The 19,868-nt window shown below is 39.5% G+C and carries 19 protein-coding genes; 14 read left to right on the top strand and 5 right to left on the bottom strand.

The annotated features are described in order from the left end of the window. The first annotated feature begins 717 nt into the window (after positions 1–717). From DRZ93_RS06530 to DRZ93_RS06470, 13 genes are all read left to right on the top strand, one after another. Positions 718–1,695: a hypothetical protein gene (locus DRZ93_RS06530; RefSeq protein ID WP_113746156.1), complete on the top strand. Its 978-nt coding sequence runs from the start codon at positions 718–720 to the stop codon at positions 1,693–1,695. Between the two features lie 35 nt (positions 1,696–1,730). Then, positions 1,731–3,284, top strand: coding sequence for a DDE-type integrase/transposase/recombinase (locus DRZ93_RS06525; protein ID WP_113746155.1), 1,554 nt, complete (start codon positions 1,731–1,733; stop codon positions 3,282–3,284). 10 nt (positions 3,285–3,294) lie between these two features. Next, positions 3,295–3,630 (top strand): hypothetical protein, encoded by a 336-nt coding sequence (locus DRZ93_RS06520; RefSeq protein ID WP_113746154.1) that lies wholly within the window; start codon positions 3,295–3,297, stop codon positions 3,628–3,630. 179 nt (positions 3,631–3,809) lie between these two features. Continuing rightward, entirely contained in the window at positions 3,810–5,549 is a 1,740-nt protein-coding gene (locus DRZ93_RS06515; RefSeq protein WP_113746153.1) for an IS1634 family transposase, read from the top strand. An 82-nt stretch (positions 5,550–5,631) separates the two neighbouring features. Then, positions 5,632–6,129, top strand: a complete 498-nt coding sequence (locus DRZ93_RS06510; RefSeq protein ID WP_113744424.1) for an ExeA family protein — start codon at positions 5,632–5,634, stop codon at positions 6,127–6,129. Positions 6,130–6,535: 406 nt separating this feature from the next. Then, positions 6,536–7,168 (top strand): RpiB/LacA/LacB family sugar-phosphate isomerase, encoded by a 633-nt coding sequence (locus DRZ93_RS06505; protein ID WP_113743146.1) that lies wholly within the window; start codon positions 6,536–6,538, stop codon positions 7,166–7,168. A 42-nt stretch (positions 7,169–7,210) separates the two neighbouring features. Further along, the gene (locus DRZ93_RS06500) at positions 7,211–8,200 is read left to right on the top strand and encodes a LacI family DNA-binding transcriptional regulator (RefSeq protein WP_172458099.1); all 990 of its coding nucleotides are present in this window, start codon (positions 7,211–7,213) and stop codon (positions 8,198–8,200) included. A 308-nt stretch (positions 8,201–8,508) separates the two neighbouring features. Continuing rightward, positions 8,509–9,324 (top strand): transketolase, encoded by an 816-nt coding sequence (locus DRZ93_RS06495; protein WP_113743144.1) that lies wholly within the window; start codon positions 8,509–8,511, stop codon positions 9,322–9,324. A gap of 1 nt (position 9,325) precedes the next feature. Further along, positions 9,326–10,249, top strand: a complete 924-nt coding sequence (locus tag DRZ93_RS06490) for a transketolase family protein (RefSeq protein WP_113746151.1) — start codon at positions 9,326–9,328, stop codon at positions 10,247–10,249. 22 nt (positions 10,250–10,271) lie between these two features. Continuing rightward, complete coding sequence (locus tag DRZ93_RS06485) at positions 10,272–11,270, top strand: DctP family TRAP transporter solute-binding subunit (RefSeq protein ID WP_113746150.1); 999 nt, start codon at positions 10,272–10,274, stop codon at positions 11,268–11,270. A 52-nt stretch (positions 11,271–11,322) separates the two neighbouring features. Beyond that, complete coding sequence (locus tag DRZ93_RS06480) at positions 11,323–11,823, top strand: TRAP transporter small permease (protein WP_113743141.1); 501 nt, start codon at positions 11,323–11,325, stop codon at positions 11,821–11,823. Between the two features lie 11 nt (positions 11,824–11,834). Continuing rightward, entirely contained in the window at positions 11,835–13,115 is a 1,281-nt protein-coding gene (locus DRZ93_RS06475) for a TRAP transporter large permease (RefSeq protein WP_113743140.1), read from the top strand. A gap of 325 nt (positions 13,116–13,440) precedes the next feature. Further along, positions 13,441–13,821, top strand: coding sequence for a RidA family protein (locus DRZ93_RS06470; protein WP_113745052.1), 381 nt, complete (start codon positions 13,441–13,443; stop codon positions 13,819–13,821). A 47-nt stretch (positions 13,822–13,868) separates the two neighbouring features. Here the strand turns inward: DRZ93_RS06470 and DRZ93_RS06465 are convergent, their stop codons facing one another. From DRZ93_RS06465 to DRZ93_RS06445, 5 genes are read right to left on the bottom strand one after another with little or no spacing between them, the layout of a single operon-like run. After that, complete coding sequence (locus DRZ93_RS06465) at positions 13,869–15,386, bottom strand: xylulokinase (RefSeq protein WP_113743139.1); 1,518 nt, start codon at positions 15,384–15,386, stop codon at positions 13,869–13,871. A 26-nt stretch (positions 15,387–15,412) separates the two neighbouring features. Further along, positions 15,413–16,021, bottom strand: a complete 609-nt coding sequence (locus tag DRZ93_RS06460; RefSeq protein ID WP_113746149.1) for a class II aldolase/adducin family protein — start codon at positions 16,019–16,021, stop codon at positions 15,413–15,415. A gap of 9 nt (positions 16,022–16,030) precedes the next feature. Continuing rightward, a complete protein-coding gene (locus DRZ93_RS06455; RefSeq protein ID WP_113743137.1) occupies positions 16,031–17,314 on the bottom strand; it encodes a TRAP transporter large permease in 1,284 nt (427 codons plus the stop codon). A gap of 3 nt (positions 17,315–17,317) precedes the next feature. Then, positions 17,318–17,797, bottom strand: coding sequence for a TRAP transporter small permease (locus DRZ93_RS06450; RefSeq protein WP_113743136.1), 480 nt, complete (start codon positions 17,795–17,797; stop codon positions 17,318–17,320). An 18-nt stretch (positions 17,798–17,815) separates the two neighbouring features. Beyond that, positions 17,816–18,853, bottom strand: a complete 1,038-nt coding sequence (locus DRZ93_RS06445; RefSeq protein ID WP_113743135.1) for a DctP family TRAP transporter solute-binding subunit — start codon at positions 18,851–18,853, stop codon at positions 17,816–17,818. Positions 18,854–19,087: 234 nt separating this feature from the next. Here DRZ93_RS06445 and DRZ93_RS06440 point away from each other — a divergent pair, with 234 nt between their 5' ends. Continuing rightward, positions 19,088–19,861, top strand: a complete 774-nt coding sequence (locus DRZ93_RS06440; RefSeq protein WP_113746148.1) for an IclR family transcriptional regulator — start codon at positions 19,088–19,090, stop codon at positions 19,859–19,861. Positions 19,862–19,868 lie beyond the last annotated feature (7 nt).

The raw sequence follows: 19,868 nt of genomic DNA, 5'->3' as shown, positions 1-19,868 counted from the left end.
CATCTAAAGCATAGATAGCATATCTGCCAGATCTGCAGCGCAAATTAATTAAAAAAATCTTAGCCTCCTTGAACAGCCAACTGTACGTATTTTATTGTTATATATAGCTTTTTTATGATGCTTGTCTTTGAGGTATGGAGGATGTCCTTCAGGGGTTGTGAGTGTTGTAGCTTAAAGGATAAAAAAACCACGAGGATTTGTGTAAGCTGTGCTTTAAGAACTGTAATTTAGAGACTTTAAGGAAAGCTATGATTTGCGCAAATAGTATGAGTAAAGGAGGTGCTTAAATCTTATCTTCTAACTCCTTTATGTGTTGTTGATCAAATACAGACTATTAGGATGAGCGCAAATACCACTTAAATCTTTTAAAAATCACAGAAAAATTTATTAAATTTTAGATATGGAAGACAGTTATTTGATTTCGTGTTTTGTGTCTATGACATATGAGTATGACCAATTATAGCTAAATCAGTTTGTCATACTTATTTTTATTGTGTCAGCTATTTTTTCATACATTATTTTTATCTACATGCATGTGATCTGAAAATTTGGAATAGAGTGTGCACAAAGATCAGGGTTGCATATGCTTACCTGTGCTCTTTGTTTTTATGTGATTTTTAATTAAAATTAGGTGGGTTTCTTATAGAGTTAGATTTTATAAGGGCTACAGCTGCACTGTTTTGGACGACATCAGCTGTAGCCTGCTCAAAAAGCAGTATGATTATATCACAACTTTGTCATCAAAACTCACGCAATAAAATATATAAAGAACAAATTATTCCTGCTTCATTTGCACGCTTTTCTGATAGAGCCTCACTTGTTGACGGTCAGACCGACTTTAAGGCCAGGGTTATTGACTGCACCATAGGTGAGGCTCAAAGATACAAGGCTGTATGTCCTTACTGTGGCCATCCTTTAAACTTCTTTGGTTATCACTACAAAGCCTTTAAAGATGAGCTTAACGAGTGTCTTTATGCTGTCATGGATAGCAACAACGTCTATTACCTAAAGTGCAACAGAATGCAGTGCACCAACCATGACTGCAGAGGTAAAACAAGATTAAGAATATCCAAAACTCAGGATAGTAACCAACCTAATGAAAGTAAGGAGCAGGATGGTACACAGGTGCAGTGTGGGCATGCTAAAGCAACTGATAACAAAAAAGCAAAGAAAAAGAAGCCAATAGTACTTGTCGCTCATACTCAGAAGCACAGGCCTACACATTTGGTTTTAAGCCCTATATCTTTTCCATTTACAGCTTTGTCATTAGATACTGTAGAGGCTTTGATAATATTAAAAAATGATAATGACATTAAAGCTGTCTATCGGCATATCAGAAAGTGTTTGCAGCTTGAGAAAAATGCGGTCAACGATGAGAGAGTACAGAGCATAGCGCTGTATCTACAAGCGCTTTTGCTCGAGCCTACAGCCAAATTGATATTCAAAGTGTATAACAACATATCAAGGATGCTTAACTCAGGCTTAAGTGCGCAAAAGGAGCATGATAAATCGCAAAAGGCTGGCGGTGTTAAAGAAAGCTCTGATTTTGTTCCTGAAGATTGCAGTGATTTTTTAAAACAGCATACATCTGCAGCCTACAGGCTGCAGGCCCTGCTCACCCACCATTTTCCTAATGTATCAACACATCTGTTATGGCTAGAAGGACTGTTAGATATGAAAATAGACTCATCCTAAGGCAAGAGCCTACTTTTTAAAGGGAGGGGTCTGTTATGACCATAAGAAAGAAAAAATATATTGTCGATTTAGACGCCAGATTACGCATTCTGTCAGCGCTTATCATTGCCAAAAATACAGGATGCACTGACGGCACTACCTTTACTGCCATGATAAAAATGGCAGCTGCGAATGCAGGATGCTCGGTCAGGACATTGCAGCGTTGGCTGGAGCGATACATTAATAATGGTAAAGATATTCAGGCTTTAAAGCCATCCTATAAAGGCTCAGAGCCAAAGGCAAAGACCAATAGGCTCTTTGACGCTGCTATTAAGATTGTCATTGCATATCGCAAAGAAAATATGACTTTAACTGTGCCTCAGCTTTTACGTGTAGTTGAAAGTGAGTTCCCTGATTTTGTCGGTTTGCTAAAACGCTCTACAGTGCAGTTATATCTCAAGCGCAACAACTGCAACAGAACACAGATTAAAAAGGACACCTGCGATTACAGAGAGATTTATCTGCGCTACCGCAAAAAGCATGTGCTTGATTCTGTGCAGTGTGACGTAAAGGAGCTGCCTAAAGGTCTGATTACAGACGACAGTGGTATCAGCTGCAATGCCTATATACAGCTCTGCGTGGACAATCACTCAAGAAAAATCATTTCATTTGCTGTGTCGACAGAGCAGAAGGTACAGCTGGTGACAGACTCAATTAAATCACTGGTCTGCAATCTGGGTATACCTAAAACACTGGTTCTGGACAATGGCTCTATATATCGCAGCAAAATACTGGCCAGAGCTGCTTATCTGCTTGATATGAAGCTGCATTACTGCCGTCCATATGCAGCAGAGTCCAAGGGTATGGTTGAGAGAGTAAATCTGGATCTTAATGAAATTGAGAATGACATTAAACATCTGAAAAACATAAGTATTGAAGGTCTCAGGGAGATTGTGGAGATATGGGTTAATGAGCATAACAACAGATCACACTCAACCCTGGACAACAAGACGCCAAATCAGGTGTTTGATGCAGACACGTTTCCAAGGCGCTTTACTACTCCTGACATCATCAATACTGCTTTTAGAATTACTAAAACACGCGTTATAGGCAAGGACGGTACTGTGAGTATCAATAACATAAGCTATAAAGCTATTGTGGATTCCTCTAAAGGTATTTATGTCAATGACTCTGCAGAATTCATGATAGATGAAAAAGGCATTGTTTATCAGGTCCTGGATGTTAAAGATATAAGAGTCATTGAGCCTTTAAATCTCAAGAGCTGCCCTCAGCCAGATTATAAAACAGATACAGATAATAAGGCACCTGCAGACAATGCCTGTGACAAACCTGCAAAGACTAGAGGTAAAGGACAGGGACATAAACAGCGCCCTGATGAGGTCAACACATGCCCACCCCGCTACTGTATGGCTCTGTCACGAGACAAAGCCAGACGGGATGGCACCTATACTACTGAGGATGAGTTTGTCCGAGATTTTAACAGTAAGTTTTATAAGAGCACTGAGAGCAGAAATATGGCAAGAGGCCCAGAGGTGGCATCTCCATATGCTGTTCAAAGCAAAATCAACAATGATAACAACACTTTATAGGATATAAATTATGTACGAGAATCTGCCAAACCTGGATTTTAAGGCTTTTTTCAATATGTCATCTACCCCATTTACGCAGAATATACCTGTCGAGGCCCTCTATCAGTCAGAGCAGTTTCTAGACAGCATGGGGCGTCTGCTCTATGCTGCCAAAAACAAGCAATTTGCTGTACTTACAGCAGCCCCTGGCTGTGGTAAAAGTACTCTGCTAAGAGCTCTTAGTGCCGAACTTGATGATGACAAGTACACTATTCTCTATGTATCTGACAGTAATCTCTCTGCCCGCTGGCTCTATGCAATACCTCTGACAAAAATGGGCTATGAAGCCAAGTTCCATACCACCTAAATTTTTCATGCAATATATAGTAGTTTGCCCAGCCATTTATATTTACTGATCATTTTTTAAATAATTTACTGTTAGCAATGATTTTTTTTAGTAAGACTCATTGCTTTTTTATTGTTTTTGTGTATACTATATATTGCTAGTTTAGTTATTTGTATAGTAGTGATTTTAGGGGGCTTTTCATGATTTATTACGAAATAACATATGCTGTTCCTCAAAGCAGGTGCTATACACAGTCTGAAATACGTGGTGGCAGGCCTATTAAATATCTGTATATGTACACTTCCTTTTTTAGAAATGAAAAAGGACAGTCCCGCAATAAGTCTGTTATCGTTGGTCGAGTCAGTGAGACTGATCCAACACTGTTTCACCCTAATGACAAATATTTTGCTATTACCGGTGCGGCCATCCCTCAGGTGGTATTAGATAAAAAGGAAGAGCGTAAAGCTAAAAAGCAAAAAAGAGGTTCAAAGATTACATCTATTTCTCATGGTGTACCTGTGGTTAATGGTGATGTTGTTAAAGGCAGCTCTCTGATATTAAAAAAGATTTTTGAAAATACAGGTTTGAGCGACTGTATAAAAAAGATCTTTGATAAAAAAGAGTCTGACTATTTAACTGCAACAGCATGTCTTATAGCCTCTGGTGATTCAACCATGAGTAATATTGATGACTTTTCAAAGACATTTGTCTTTGATGAGCCTGAGATTGGCTCTGTTAGTGATTCAACAATATCAAGGCTGTTTTCTCTTTGTGAACAGGAAGATATAGATTCATTTTTCGAATTATGGCTGAAAAAACATATGGATCTGAATGAAGCAATATGTTACGACGTAACTTCATTTTCCTCATATGCACAAGAGATACAGCATGCTGAGTTTGGTTATAACAGAGATAAAGAGGATTTGCCACAGGTTAATCTTGGCATGTTCTCAAGTATAAAAAGTAAAAAGCCACTGTATTATTCAATGTACAATGGCTCTCTGAATGATTCTACGCAACTACCATACGTAATCAATGATGCCAAGCGTCTTGGTATCAGCACGCGCAATGTCTGTACCTTTGACAGAGGTTTCTTTAGCCAAAAAGGCATTACTTTTCTTGACAATGCGGGGCTAAAAATCATTGTTGGTGTTTCTCTTAGCAGGTATAAGCAAGCCCTTGAGGTTATTGAGGCTCTGTCTAACTCCCAGGCATATAGGTTGCCAAAATATGAATTGTCTGAATACCCAGGAATTTACGGCCATCGTATAGAGCATACAATAGAAGATGTAAAAGGTGTCCTGCATATTTACCATGATATGAATAAGTGTTATGAAGATAATAAAATACTCAGTCAAGAAGTTGCCGCTGAGATTGAAAAAATCAAGGAAGTTAATGATGATGGTATGCCAATAACACAAAGAAAAGCTAAGTCTCTGTGCAAGTTTCACAATTGCATAAAAGATGACAGTAACCCTTGTGGATACGTATTTAAAGAGGATGAAGATAAAATAATAAAAGCTCAGAAGCTGCTTGGCTTTTTTGCACTGTTTACTACTAACTCTGATCTTAGTGGCGCTGATGTACTGTCTGCCTACAGGCACAAAGATGTGCAGGAAAAGATCTTTGATACTGCCAAGAACACTTTAGACTGCGATAGATTAAAAATTCATAACTCTAATACTGCAAGAGGTAAAATGTTTGTGATTTTTATGGCTCTAGTTGTACACAGCTTTATACAGGAAGTTATAAATAAGCTAAAGGTCGAAGAGCCAAAACGCTTTATTAAAATGACCTATGAGAAACTACTAAGAGAGCTTGATGATATAAGTATTAAACGCTCGAAATCAGATATTTTTCTGACCAAAGCACTGACAAAAACCCAAAAAATCATCCTAGGTGCATTAGGAGTTGATCTGTCGGCTATAGAGCTGGTTTAAACCATGCGTTCTCTAAGATCTTGTATACTATAGGGCATGCAGAATTTAGGATACCAAAGATGCACGTATACAGCTCCAGGATATGCTCTATAAGGAAATGGAGGTCAAGGGCAAGAATGTAGTCATAATTGTAGATGAGGCTCACCTGGTAGATCATCACAATAATCGTAGCACTCTGCAGGAAATTAGATTTATGCTCAATTGCGAATTTGATTCTGGCAATCCTCTGAGTCTAATCCTCTCTGGCCAGAACGAGTTATGGGACTTGATAGCACATAAAGATCATAAGGCTATTATTCAGCGCATAGATCAGATCTGCAAGATTCCGGCTCTGGATAACTGGCAGGTTGCTCAGTACATAGAGACACATCTCAAATATGCAGGAACCGATGACACCATAATTTCATCGGCCGCTATAGAGATGATAAGTAACGCCTCAGCTGGCGTGCCTAGAGTTATCAACAAAATCTGCACACATTCTCTGATCTATGCAGCTAAATGCAGACAGTCTGTGATCAATGAAGATCTTGTTAGAGCTGTCATTGAAAGAGAACTGCCACCAAACATGTGTTTGGGATAAAGAAGATAATACAAGAAGGATAATACACGAAAATGGTCCCTATATGGGATCATTTTTTTTATGTGCTATTTGAGGTTATTTAATACAATTAGAACAAAATGCTTTAAAGGCATGACAAAATGACTTAGCTAAAATGCGTCATTCTCATTTAGCAGTGACATTTTGCTCACAACTTAAAAGACACACAATCTTGTCATTAAATTTTATCGCTTATACATGGGATTTAGCTGTAGGAATATGCTTTAATATCTGTACCAAAGTAAATATAAATAACAACAGCAAATCCATCATTTCTACTAAAGCAAAAACACTCAAATAATTTGCGCAAATATAGCAAAATTTTTAGCAAACGTTTGTTAATTGTGTATAATGGAATTATAGTTTTTTGTTTAAAAGGAAATAAAAAATGAAAATTGCACTAGTTCTTGAAAACTCACAGGCCCCTAAGAACGCTCTTATTTTCAAAGAGCTCAACGATGTTGCATCAGCTCACGGCCATGAAGTATTCAACTATGGTATGTACAGCGCTGAAGACAAGAGATTTTTAACCTATGTAAGAAATGGTCTTTTAGCCTCTATTCTTCTATCAACCAAGGCTGTAGATTTTGTTGTAACAGGCTGTGGTACCGGTGAAGGTGCATGTCTTGCCTGCAATGCTTTCCCTAATGTACAGTGCGGTCATGTAACCAACCCAACTGATGCCTACCTCTTTACTCAGGTTAACGGTGGCAATGCCATATCTCTGCCATATGCCCAGAACTTTGGCTGGGGCGGTGAGTTAAATCTGCGCTACACCTTTGAAAAGCTGTTTGTAAGTCCATTTGGCGGCGGCTATCCAAAGGAGAGAGCTGAGGCTGAGCAGGCTAACAAGAAGATCTTAGATCATGTTAAGACCATTACCCACAGACCACTTATCGACATTCTAAAAGATCTTGATAAGGACTTTGTCAAGGGCACTATTGATGATCCTAAGTTTGCAGAGATGTTCTATCCAAACTGTCAGGATGATGAGATTGCAGCTTTCTTAAAATCACTTTAATACACATGCAGGGCCGCCTTTATGCGGCCCTTAGGGCATAATATGGTAAGTATTGTAGACGTGGCACGCCACTGCGGTGTAACACCTTCTTCAGTTTCAAGGGCTTTAAACAATAAGGCCGGTGTGTCTGAGAGTTTAAGACAGAAAATCAAACAGGCCTGTATTGAGCTTAATTATGCGCCAAATGAGGTGGCGCGTACTCTTATTACCAAAGAGAGTAAACTTATAGGTCTTATTATTCCCGATCTGGTATCGACCTATTATGCCTCTATTGCCAAAGGTGTTAACGAATATCTGCGCTCTCAGGGCTATAATGTGCTGCTGTGCGACTGCAACCGCGATGAGCATATTGAAAAGGATAATATTCAGTTTCTAAAAAGGCAGAGAGTTGAAGGCATAATCATGGTCTCTGTCACAGCCAGTGAAAGTGATATCAAGGCTATAAAGGATAGCGGCATACAGGTAGTAGCGGCCGACGTTGAGCTCTCTGATAGTATCTCCTCTGTTATCAATGACAACTATACAGGGGCACTGCAGCTCTTCAGGCACATGATCCATCAGGGTTGTAAAAATATAGGTCTTATCCTTGGCAATAAAAGATCTAAAACTACTATAGACCGACTGCGCGCCTTCAAGCAGGTTATGGAAGAGAATGCAATTGAGTTTAATGAGCACAATATAATCTATACGGATGCAACCTTTGAAAACGGATATAAAAAGACCAAGGGACTGCTTGGCAAAGGTATTGATTCAATCTTTGCCATTAATGATTCAGTGGCCCTTGGTGCCATTAAATACTGTCAGGATCATGGCATTAAAATACCTGATGATATCAAGGTTGCAGGCTATGATGATCTTGAAATCAGCAGCATGATAAGCGTGCCTTTGACCACAGTGCATCAGCGCAAGATCTTCCTTGGCAAAAAGGCTGCCGAGCTTTTGCTGCAGGAGATTGAGAATGCTCAGGATCCAATTAAAATAGTTTTAACTCCAAAGCTCGTGGTAAGAGCCTCACTTGGAGAAAAACAGTAGTCTGAATTTTGAGCAAAGTTTTACATAGGCTTTGCTCTTATCCCTCAACTGTCTTTTCCTTCTATTTTCAAAAAAAATTCTTTATATTCAAATTCTTATCTGTTTTTGCGCAAATACTTTTAGTATGGAGCGCAATTAAAAACCCATAATATTTCTTGTAATATCAGTAAGATGCGTGTTTTTAACGCAAAATTAACAAATACTTTGATTTATGTGAACTCAAACACATTAATCAAACGTTTGTGTAAATATAATAAAGTTAAATCAAATAATTATTATCATATTTAAATATTTTACCTGAGGTTTATATGCAAAGCGCTTCTCAATTAAAGCAAATTGCTGATGAATTACGCTATATGGCCCTTGAGGCTATTGTCAAAGGTGGCTCAGGCCATCCTGGCGGTTCATTGTCACTGGCAGATATTATGTCTGTTCTCTATTTTGATGTCATGCAGGTTGATCCTAAAGATCCAAAAAAGGCAGACAGAGATCGTTTTGTGCTCTCTAAAGGCCATGCCAGTCCTATTTTATATGCAGCTTTAGCCAAAAAGGGCTTTTTTGACAGAAATGAGCTTTTAAAACTGCGTCATGTTGACAGTTTCCTGCAGGGCCATCCTGATATGAAGCACACAGCAGGTGTGGATATGTCAACAGGTTCATTAGGTCAGGGCATATCAGCAGCCTGCGGTATGGCCATGGCAGCTAAACTTACAGCTTCTAACTACAGAGTCTATACCGTACTTGGTGATGGTGAGATGAATGAGGGTGAGGTCTGGGAGGCTTTAATGTTTGCAAGCCACAACAGCCTTTCCAATCTTACTGTCATTGTTGATCACAACGGTCTGCAGATCGACGGCAGCAATGATGAGGTTATGTCTTTAAAGAATATCAAGGCAAAGCTTGAAGCATTTGACCTTAACACAATTGAGATTGACGGTCATGACTATGAGCAGATTTTACAGGCTTTTGCCAGAGCGCGTGAGTGCGAGAACAGACCTACAGTAATTCTTGCCAACACTATAAAGGGCAAGGGTGTTTCATTTATGGAAAATCAGGTTGGATGGCATGGCAAGGCTCCAAGTGAGCAGGAGCTTCTACAGGCAAAAGAGGAATTGGGAGTTTAATATGATAGCAAATCGTGAAGCTTACGGCCTGGCTCTTGTTTCTTTATATGAGAAGAATAAAAACATTGTAGTGCTTGATGCCGATCTGGCCAAGGCCACCTTTACAGATACCTTTAGAAAGGCGCATGGTGACAGATTTATCGACTGCGGTATTGCCGAGCAGAACATGATGGGTGTGGCTGCAGGTCTAGCCACTACTGGTCTTGTTCCATTTGTAAGTACCTTTGCTGTATTTGCAAGTTTAAGAGCCTCAGAGCAGTTTAGAAATTCAGTGTGCTATCCACACCTTAATGTCAAGGTTGTGGCAACTCATGCCGGCATAGAGTGCGGAGCTGACGGTGCCACCCATCAGGCACTTGAGGATCTTGCAGTTATGCGCACCATGCCTGGCAATGTTGTTTTAGTGCCAGCCGATCCTGTTGCAACAAGAGAGCTTGTCTATCTTATGGCAGAGCATGACGGTCCTGCCTATATGCGCGTGGGCCGTGACAAGATGCCAGATCTTTACAGCGATACAACCAAGTTTAAGCTTGGTGGCAGCCATACTCTAAAGGAAGGCACTGATGCCTATATCATAGCCTGTGGCAGCCGTGTGCATGCAGCTTTAGAGGCAGCAGAGAAACTAAAGGCTGAGAGAAACATCAATGTTGGTGTTATTGACATGTACAGCATCAAGCCAATTGATGAAGAGGCCATTGTCAGAGCAGCTATGACCGGACTTATAGTGACATGCGAGGATCATCAAAGAGCAGGTGGTCTTGGAGCTGCAGTGTGTGAAGTGTGCTGTGAAAAGAGCCCATGCCGTGTCATTCGTATGGGTGTTGATGACAGCTTTGGCCGTTCAGGCAGCGCCAAAGAGCTCTTTGAGCTGTATCACCTAAGCGCCGACGATATTGTTAAAACTGTTGCAGACAATTTAAATTAAGTTCATTTTTTAGGAGTTTGTTATGAAACTTAAATCATTTGTTAAAAGTGTTATGGCTGTGGCCGTATTAAGTGCAGTTAGCGTATCTGCTCAGGCTGCAGACAAGATTGAACTGAGATTTTCCAATGCTACCAATCAGGCTGCCAAAGATGCTGCCCTGGTTATGATTGATGTAGCTGCCAAAGAGTCAGGCGGCGTTCTTGATATCAAACATTTCCCTGACAACATGTTAGGTGATGACCGTGTTGCCACCGAGTCAACCATTATGGGTGATATAGATCTGGTACTGACTCAGCCATCAGTATTAACCTCAATGGTTTCTGACTTCTTTATCTGGGATGCTCCATTCTTATTCAGCTCAGCTGAGGATGCCCGTGCCTGTTTTAACGGCGAGATTGCCAACAAGGTAAATTCACAGGTTGAGAGCAAGGGCCTTAAGTATCTGGCTATGGTTGGCAACGGCTTTAGAAACTACACTAACAACAAGGTTGCAGTTAAGGTTCCTGCCGATGTTAAAGGCGCCAAGGTACGTGTAATTGAGTCAGAGATTCAGATGGCTCAGTGGCAGGCATGGGGTGCCAACCCAACACCTATGGCATTTGCCGAGGTGCTGCCAGCTCTGCAGCAGGGCACTATTGATGCACAGGAAAACCCTGTAGCTATTATTGATGCCAACAAGCTTTATGAAGTTCAGCACTACATTTCACTGACAGGCCATCAGTATAGCCCACAGATCCTCATTATGAATCAGGAGAAGTATGAGTCATTAGGCCCAGATCTGCAAAAGGCTCTTGATAAGGCAGTTAAGGCCTTTGTTGAGACTCAGGTTCAGAGATCTAAAGAGCTTGATGCTGCCGCTGTAGAGAAGTTCAAGCAGGCAGGCTGCGAGGTTATCGAGCTTAGCGATGCTGACAGAGATCAGTGGAAAAAGATGGCAGTAGACGGCGGTGTGTACGATCTTGTTAAAGAGAAGATGGATCACCCAGAGTATCTTGATGCTGTTTTAAACAAGAAATATTAATACATACTTTAATGTGGCGGCAGGGTGCACCTGCCGCATATAGGAAAGTGACATGAGCATATTGAAATTTTTAGATGACAAGCTTGAAATGTCTATCTGTGTGGTATTGATGTCGGCTTTAGCGCTGATATTAGGTACACAGGTATTTATGCGTTATGTGATGCATGCTTCTCTTGGCTGGTCAGAGGAACTTTCACGTTACATTTTTGTGTGGCTGGTTTTTATGGGCATAAGCTACGGTGCCCGCATGATGCGTCATATCAAGATTGATGCAGGTCTATACTGCTTTCCAAAAGCCTTGAGACCATATGTAGTAATTTTAGGTGAATTATTATTTTTAGCCTTTGCTCTGACTGTAATTTATCTTGATTGGCAGCTGGTTAAAAAACAGATGATGATAGGTCAGCTTTCACCTGCAATGCGTATTCCAATGTGGCTGGTCTATTCAGCACCACTAGTTGGCTTTTCATTAACCTCTATCCGTCTTGTACAGTCTATTACCTACTATATAAAGAACATAGGTAAAGAGACTCAGGATGAAGAGCAGCAGTAGGAAGTGGTTATATGGCATCAATAGTTTTACTCATATCACTTATAGTTTTTTTAATTCTCAATGTGCCTGTAGGTATAGCCATTGGTTTGTCCACACTGGCAGCACTGCTCTCAGGTGCAGGTCTTACATTGACATCTATTCCTCAGGCAATGGTTGTTGCCTGTGACTCATTTCCTATTCTTGCTGTGCCACTGTTCATTCTGGCAGGCGATCTGATGGGAGCTGGCGGTGTATCGCGCCGTATTTTAAATGTCTGCAATATCTTCTTTGGCCGTATTACAGGCGGTGTAGCTATTGTAACTGTGCTTGTATGTATGTTCTTTGCTGCTGTCTCAGGCTCAGGTCCTGCCACTGTGGCAGCTGTAGGCTCAATGGTTATTCCTACCATGATTGAGCTTGGCTATAAAAGATCATTTGCCCTGGCACTGGTAGCCACTGCAGGTACCATTGGCGTAATTATTCCTCCGTCAATTCCTATGGTGCTCTATGGCGTCTCCACAGGTGCCTCTGTTACCTCATTGTTTATGGGCGGTATTCTGCCAGGCTTTTTAATTGGTGCAGCCTTGATTGCATACTCATATTTTTACTGCAGGATAAATAAATTCCAGGTGCAGACCGATCCTTTTGAGTGGTCAAAGGCCTGGGGCGCCATCTGGGAGGCCAAGTGGGCCTTAATCAACCCAGTCATTATTTTAGGCGGTATCTATGCAGGTATCTTTACTCCAACCGAGGCTGCGGCTGTAGCTGCTATCTATGCTTTTATCTGTGGCTCATTTATCCACAAAGAGCTCAACTTTAAAAAGCTAGTAGAGGCTATTGCCACATCATGCTGTACTACAGGTACTGTAATGGTAATTTTAGCCTGTGCTACTGCCTTCTCCAAGGTACTGACCATTCAGCAGATCCCTGTACTTGTTACAGAGACTCTGATGGACATTACACAAAACAAGATACTGCTGCTGATTTTAATCAATATTCTGCTGCTTATTATTGGCTGTGTAATGGATCAGACTCCTGCAATATTGATTTTATCTCCAATTCTTCTGCCTGTAGCCAAATCAATTGGTGTCGATCCTGTACACTTTGGCATTATCATGGTTGCAAACCTTGCCATTGGCTTTATCACACCGCCTCTGGGTATGGCTCTGTTTGTGGCGGCGCGAGTGTCCAACTCAAAGCTTGAGGTTGTATTAAAGGGTATCTTGCCATTCATCCTGGTAATGATTACCACACTGATGATGATAACCTTCATCCCGCAGATCTCAATGCTTCTGCCAAATCTATTAAAGTAATATAAACTCCATTGACATATAAAGAGCAGCCTGAGGCTGCTCTTTCTTCAGGTGCCATACAAAGTGCTGGTACACGGTCTTTATAAATCAGGGTATGTGGGGTGTGTTAAATCTTTAAGGGATAAAAAAATAAAATGCACTCAAAGGCTTATGCGTATAGGCTTTGTCTAAGTCTTAAGTGCTAAAGGCCCTTTTTACTGTAAAGAGCCTTGTTATTAGCATCAAAAGAGCTCTTAAAAGGGCGCCTTGTGCACTGTTATGGCCAGATCTGTATGAGCCCTATAATTTTGCTACAATAAATTTTATTGTTTTAAAGGAGATATTTATGTCACAGGTCTTATCAACAGACAAAGCCCCACAGGCTATTGGCCCATATTCACAGGGACGTATTGTTGGAAATTTACTTTTTGCCTCAGGTCAGGTTGCTATAAATCCAAAGACAGGAGAGCTTAAAGGCGATATCAGTGAACAGACTCATCAGGCCATGCAGAATGTAGTGGCTTTAGTTGAGGCAGCAGGTGCTGATGTCTCAAAGATTGTAAAGACCACATGTTTTTTAAAGAATATGTCTGATTTTGCAGTTTTTAATGAAATCTACGCCTCCTATTTAAAAGCACCATATCCTGCCAGATCATGCGTGGCAGTAGCCGAACTTCCAAAAGGAGCACTGTGCGAGATTGAAGTGGTTGTTGATTTACGTAAATAGATCACTTACAGCTGCTATGTTATAAATAGCAGCTGTTAAATATAATTTTAATATAGCTCTTTTACAGAATTATATAGCTTAAGATATTTTTCAAACTTTTCGTTATATAAGTCACTCAGATCTTTTGATGGTGCCTTAATTTTCCCCTTTGCTGTAAGTTTTTTTCCAAAATCTGGCGTTATATCATTTATACCAACTGCTTGTGCTGCAATAATGATATCTCCGAGAGTTTCGGTTTCCTCATAGCACAGTTGAATTATTGGTCTTTGTAGTATATCCGCAAAAATCTGACACCAAATATCACTGTTGGCTATGCCACCTCCTATAGGAATAGGAGCAGATGATGAATTAGCCTTTCCTTGTAAAAGATTGTGAATGCAGTGCTTTATAGAAAAAGCAACGCCTTCCATAATCGCTCTTATAAAATCACTGTAGTTTGAGTTTAAGCCGACGCCAAAGAAAACTCCTCTAGCACTTGGATCCCATATAGGGCTTTTTTCGCCTGATAAATAAGGTAAAAAAATAAGAGACGAGTTTGGCTGTGATTTAGAACAGAGTCTGTTCATTTGCTCATATATGCTGATACCTGCATTAAGAGCATCTTGAAAAACTACTTTACCAAATGTGTCTCTAAACCATTTTAATGAAATTCCTGCATTATCTGTTGTTTGAACCGATGCAAAAATATTATCAAAGGCATAAGGTGTAGAAAGAACATGAGGTTTAAAAAATGGCTCATTGTCAATTTGACATACTCGACCACTACTGCCAATGGTAATAGCAATATCCTGAGGATTAATTGCTCCGGTGGCCAAAGTAGCTGATATAGTATCGATAGCTCCAGCACAAACAGGAGTTCCTTCTTTAAGTCCCGTTGATTTTGCTGCTTTTTTTGTAACCTCGCCCACAATATCTGTAGATTTAAAAATAGGGGGAAGAATAGATGAAGGGATCTGTGCTTTATTTATAATTTCATCTGACCAACATCCTTTTTTCAAGTCGTTCATTAATGTTAGACCACTACGAGGTTTGTCTACAGAATACTCATCTGTCAGTTTCTTTATAATAAAGCCATTTGGTATTAAGAACTTTTCTGTTTCCTCTATTAAATCTGGTCTATTATCTATAAACCATCTAAGAGTCGGCAAGGCAAAAGAGCCTTTTACAATGTTATTTCCGGTTATATTAAATATATAATCATCACCAACATTTTGTTTTAGCCATTGCTCTTGTTGAGTAGCTCTTTGATCATGAAGACCTACTCCATTATAGATAATTTTAGATTTTCCCATTAGCATCACTGCATTTGTAGAGCTTACAGCTATGCATGCAACACGACCAGTATCAATATTATCTACATCGATGCAAAGCTGAATATTTTCCTTTACAGCTCTCCACCACCTGCTAGGATCTTGTTCTGTCCACCCATCTTGTGGATGAATCATTCTGTATTCTTGATATCCTGAGGATACCTTCTGCCCCTTGAAGTTGTAAAAAGTACACTTGGTTCCTGTAGTTCCAATATCTATTCCAAGAAGCAGATCTTTGTATATAGTTTTATTCACAATAAACTCTCTTAACTTTATTTAAACTATAAAGAGTCAGGATCCATGGACTTGCTGTCAAAACCTATTTTTAGTGCAATTTCGCTGTTCTCTTCAATTTCCTCAAGTCTATAAAGACCTTTCATAACAGAGTCAGATACAACTATTATGCCGTGATGCTGCAGAACTACAGCATTATTGCCTATTAATTTGTCAGTCGCTTTTTCTGCTAGCTCCATAGAGCCTGCTTTAAAGTAACCCACCATTGGCAGGTGTTTTGTATAAATAGCAAAAGAAAGAGTGTATGCTGGGACAATACTATCCAAATTAGTAACTTCTTTGTGACAGCTTACTGCCACAGAGTTTGGACTATGAGCATGAATAACAGCATTTATATCGGGGCGTTTTCTGTATGCCAGAAGGTGTAAATCGTATTCTTTTGAAGGGTGTCCTTTTGAAATAATTTCTCCTGATATGATATTCATTTGAACAAGGTCTTCCTGTTCAATTGTATAAAAGTCACTACCAGTTGGAGTTATAAGCATAATATCGCCATATCTTGCGGAGATATTTCCATGTGTGGCATTAACAAGCTTGTTTTGTCTTAAGAGCCTACAAACTGAAATTATTTCTTGTGATAGTTGTTCAATACTCATAATTTAAACCTACTTTAGCAAATCTACAAGGAAAAGAGAGAACTCTGGGACCATGAATGTGATTATGGCACCTACAGTAATTACAGCAACAATATAGAGAACATCTGGGAATGTTTGCTCAATTTTGCAGTTTAAAATACGACAAGCTGTAAATAGTCCGACTGATAGAGGAGGTGTAATGCCGCCTACAGCAAGGTTAGCCATCATTCCTACACCAAAATGAATAGGATCAACTCCCATAGAGGTTACTATAGGGAACAGTATTGGCGTAATTAGAATAATTATGCATATAGTCTCCATGAAACAGCCGAGAACCCATAGCAGGCAGAAGAAAATTGCCATTATCATGTATGGATTTGTCGTTATATTTATTATTGATTGAGTAAATATCTGTGGGACATTCTGAGTCGCCATCAACCAGCCAAAAGGAGTGGCTGATGAGATAATAAAGAGGATAATTGCAGATGTAATTACTGACTCAGATGTTGCTTTTATAAATTTAGCAAAGGTTAACTCTTTATAAACAAAAACAGCGAGGAATAGAGCATAAACAGTAGCTATTACTGATGACTCTGTCGGTGTAAGAACTCCAGATATCACGCCACCAATAATAAGCACTGGTAAAAAAAGAGGGAGAAGTGCATCTGCTATTATTTTTATTCTATCACCAGCTGTATAAGTGATAATTTCACCACTGCCAATATTGCGTCTTTTGGCAATTATACAGTTCATTAATATAAGAAGCAGAATGATAAATACGCCAGGACCAATACCTGCAACAAACATATCTCCTACGGATACGCCTGTGCTTGCTGCATATATGACCATTACAAGAGATGGGGGAATGAGAGTAGCCATTACACCGCCACCGGCTAAAATGCCTGCAGTGATTCCAAGCCCATAGCCTTGTTTTAGCATTTCTTTGCCTACAATTCCGCCTATTGCAGCTGTGGATGCAACTCCGGATCCTGACACTGCTCCAAAGAAGCCACAGGTTACAAGAGTTGCAGCGCCGAGACCGCCTGGAACTTTGCTAACTAACATATTGGCAAGTCTCATTAGTCTTGGAGTGCTGCCGTATGCCATAAGGGCGCCTGCGAAAATAAACATAGGAAGGGCCATCATAGTATATGAACGGGCACCATCTACCATTCTTTGAGCCATCACAATAGGAGAAGGGTATCCCTGATATAGTAAAAAAGAGAGAACACTGATACCTATTGAAAAGGCCACAGGTATACCAAGAATTAGGCATACAGCAAGAGCAATAAAAATAAGTGCAATAGGATCCATATCTTAATTCTCCTTTTTCTGCTCTTTGTCTTTAAAATCTTCTACCGCTCTTAATATCATAAAGAAAGTAATTAAAAGAGCTGCGATAAAGAAAACTATATAGTTAATAGCAAGAGGAAGCTTCATTGCAGGAGACATAGTATGCAGATTTGCCATAATAAGAGGATAGCTGTAGCAACATAAAGCTGTTGAAAAGGCGGCGCATACTAAATCTCCTAAAGCAAAAATTGTTCTGGATAAGCGCTTTGGTAGAAGTGACACGAATAACTCGATGCGAGTATGAGCATTTAAGGTTGTAGCAAGGGCTGCACCAAAAAATGTAATCCAAACCATACACATGGATGCCATCTCTTCAACCCACTTAAATGAACCACCAAAAATATTGCGATTTATAACTTGAATAAAAACTATAGTAGCCATAAGTGCCAAAGCAAAACTGCAGGCCCAGGTTACAAGTTTTTTTACAATATCAATCAATTTCATAGCGCTTACCCCTTAAATTTATTTCTGAGATTTAATGGCAAGCTCAATCCACTCTGGACCGTGTTCTTTTGTGAATTTGTCCCAGATAGGCTTGATCTGCTTTCTAAAGGCTTCCTTATCTACTTCATTAATGATCATGCCTTTCTCTTTCAGCTTAGCAATGAACTTAGCTTCATCAGATAATTCAAGATCAAGTAGGCGGGCTTTAGCGGCTTCTTCTTTTACGATTACTTTAAAATCTTCAGGAAGTTTGTCAAACCATTGTTTGTTTACACCAAAGACGCAGTTATCATACATATGTCCAGTTAATGACATATACTTTTGAACCTCAAATAATGATGAGGCAAGAATGTTAGCAGCAGGGTTCTCTTGACCAGAAACAGTTCCTTGCTGTAATGCTGTAAATAATTCAGAGAATGGGAGCATCACAACATTTGAGTCAAGAGCCTTGAACATCTGTACCTTCATGTCATTTTCTGATGTTCTAAATTTAATTCCTTTCATATCTGCAGGCACATTTATAGGTTTTTCGTTGCAGGAAAGGTGTCTATATCCAGACTCCCAATAGGATAAAACGTAGGCTCCGTTTGGTTCGATAATATCTTTAGCAAATTTTGCACCAAACTCTCCATTCCAGGCCTTTCTTGCTCCTTCTAAAGTATCAAATAGGAATGGAATTAAAGAAACATTTGCGGCAGTATCATAACGTTCCCAAAAAGATCCTGACATGATTACAGATGACTCTAGAGTGCCTATATTCATTTGCTCGAGCATTTCGAGCTCTCCGCCTAAAGATCCGCTGTCATATATGTTAATTGCAAGCTTGCCACCAGTTCTTTGTTCAACATTGGTTTTAAACTGTTTGAGTGAAATATTTACAGGATGTTCAGCACCTGCTACGTGACCAATATTCATAGTAAATTCGGCATTTGTAGCTTGAGCCGGTGCTTTGTTCTGGGTAAATGTTGGAGCCTGCAGGGCAAAAGCACAAGAAAACATTGTTGCACTAGCCATGAGTCCTGCACCAACTAAGGTGCGCTTAAAAAAACTATTCATAATTCAAAACTCCTAATATTGTTCTACTCAGTGGAACAATATTAATATTAGTCTTGAAAGAAAGGTTTACAAATTGAAAAAACAAAAAATGAGTTATGTGTCACAAATAATTTTTGGCCTATTTTTAGTATTTGTCTGATTTTGTTCTATTCTGTGGAACATGAAGTATTTTTGTTGAAAATGTTGTTTTTGTAATAAAATAAAAAAAACAAAAAAGAGGGATATGCACAAAGCATGAAAGACTCTTCAAATATAAATCTGCTACATAAAGCCATGGACATCATTGAGCTTCTTACCAATGAAAAGCGTGAAATGGGCGTAACAGAGATAAGTAGAAGACTTAATCTTGTTAAAAGCGGGACATTCAGAATTCTCAATACCTTAAAAGATAGGGGCTTTATCTTTCAGAATTCTCAAACTAAAGCGTATGGGCTAGGTCTTAAGTTTTATTTTGTGGGTGCAGAGGTTCAGTCGCGTCTCCCTCTTTGCGTAGCTGCTCAAAAAGCGCTATCACCACTAAGTGAGTATTTTAAACAAAGTTTTTATCTAGCCATTCCTTTCTTATCTTCTGATCGTGAGCAAGAAATAATTATCATTTATACTACTGCTTGTAGAGAGATAAAAAGTGTTGTAAATAATATTAGTGCAGGATTGATAGTACCAGCACATAGCCTAGCAATTGGACAGTGTATTTTGGCACATATGTCTGATTCAGAACTGCAGACAATAAAGGGAAGTGAGCTCTCAAAAGTCACAGATGATACTATTGTTTCTTGGAGTGTTCTTGAAAAGAAAATAGAGCAGATTAGGGATAAAAATGTTGCTGTCTGTGATGGGACCTTTTGTGAAAATATTATGGATATAGCCGTAGGAGTATATGATTCTATGCACTATCCAATTGGAGCTATCGGCATATATGGCAACTCCATAGAAATAAAAGGAGTACAACGTGATAGTTTAATTAGAAAGTTAAACGCTGCTAGCGCAAAAATATCTGAAAGCTTATAGAAGAGTC

It is taken from the genome of Anaerobiospirillum thomasii, from assembly GCF_900445255.1.
GTDB lineage: Bacteria > Pseudomonadota > Gammaproteobacteria > Enterobacterales > Succinivibrionaceae > Anaerobiospirillum_A > Anaerobiospirillum_A thomasii.
Note: the sequence above shows the minus strand (reverse complement) of the source record. Positions and strands in the feature narration are given on the sequence as shown.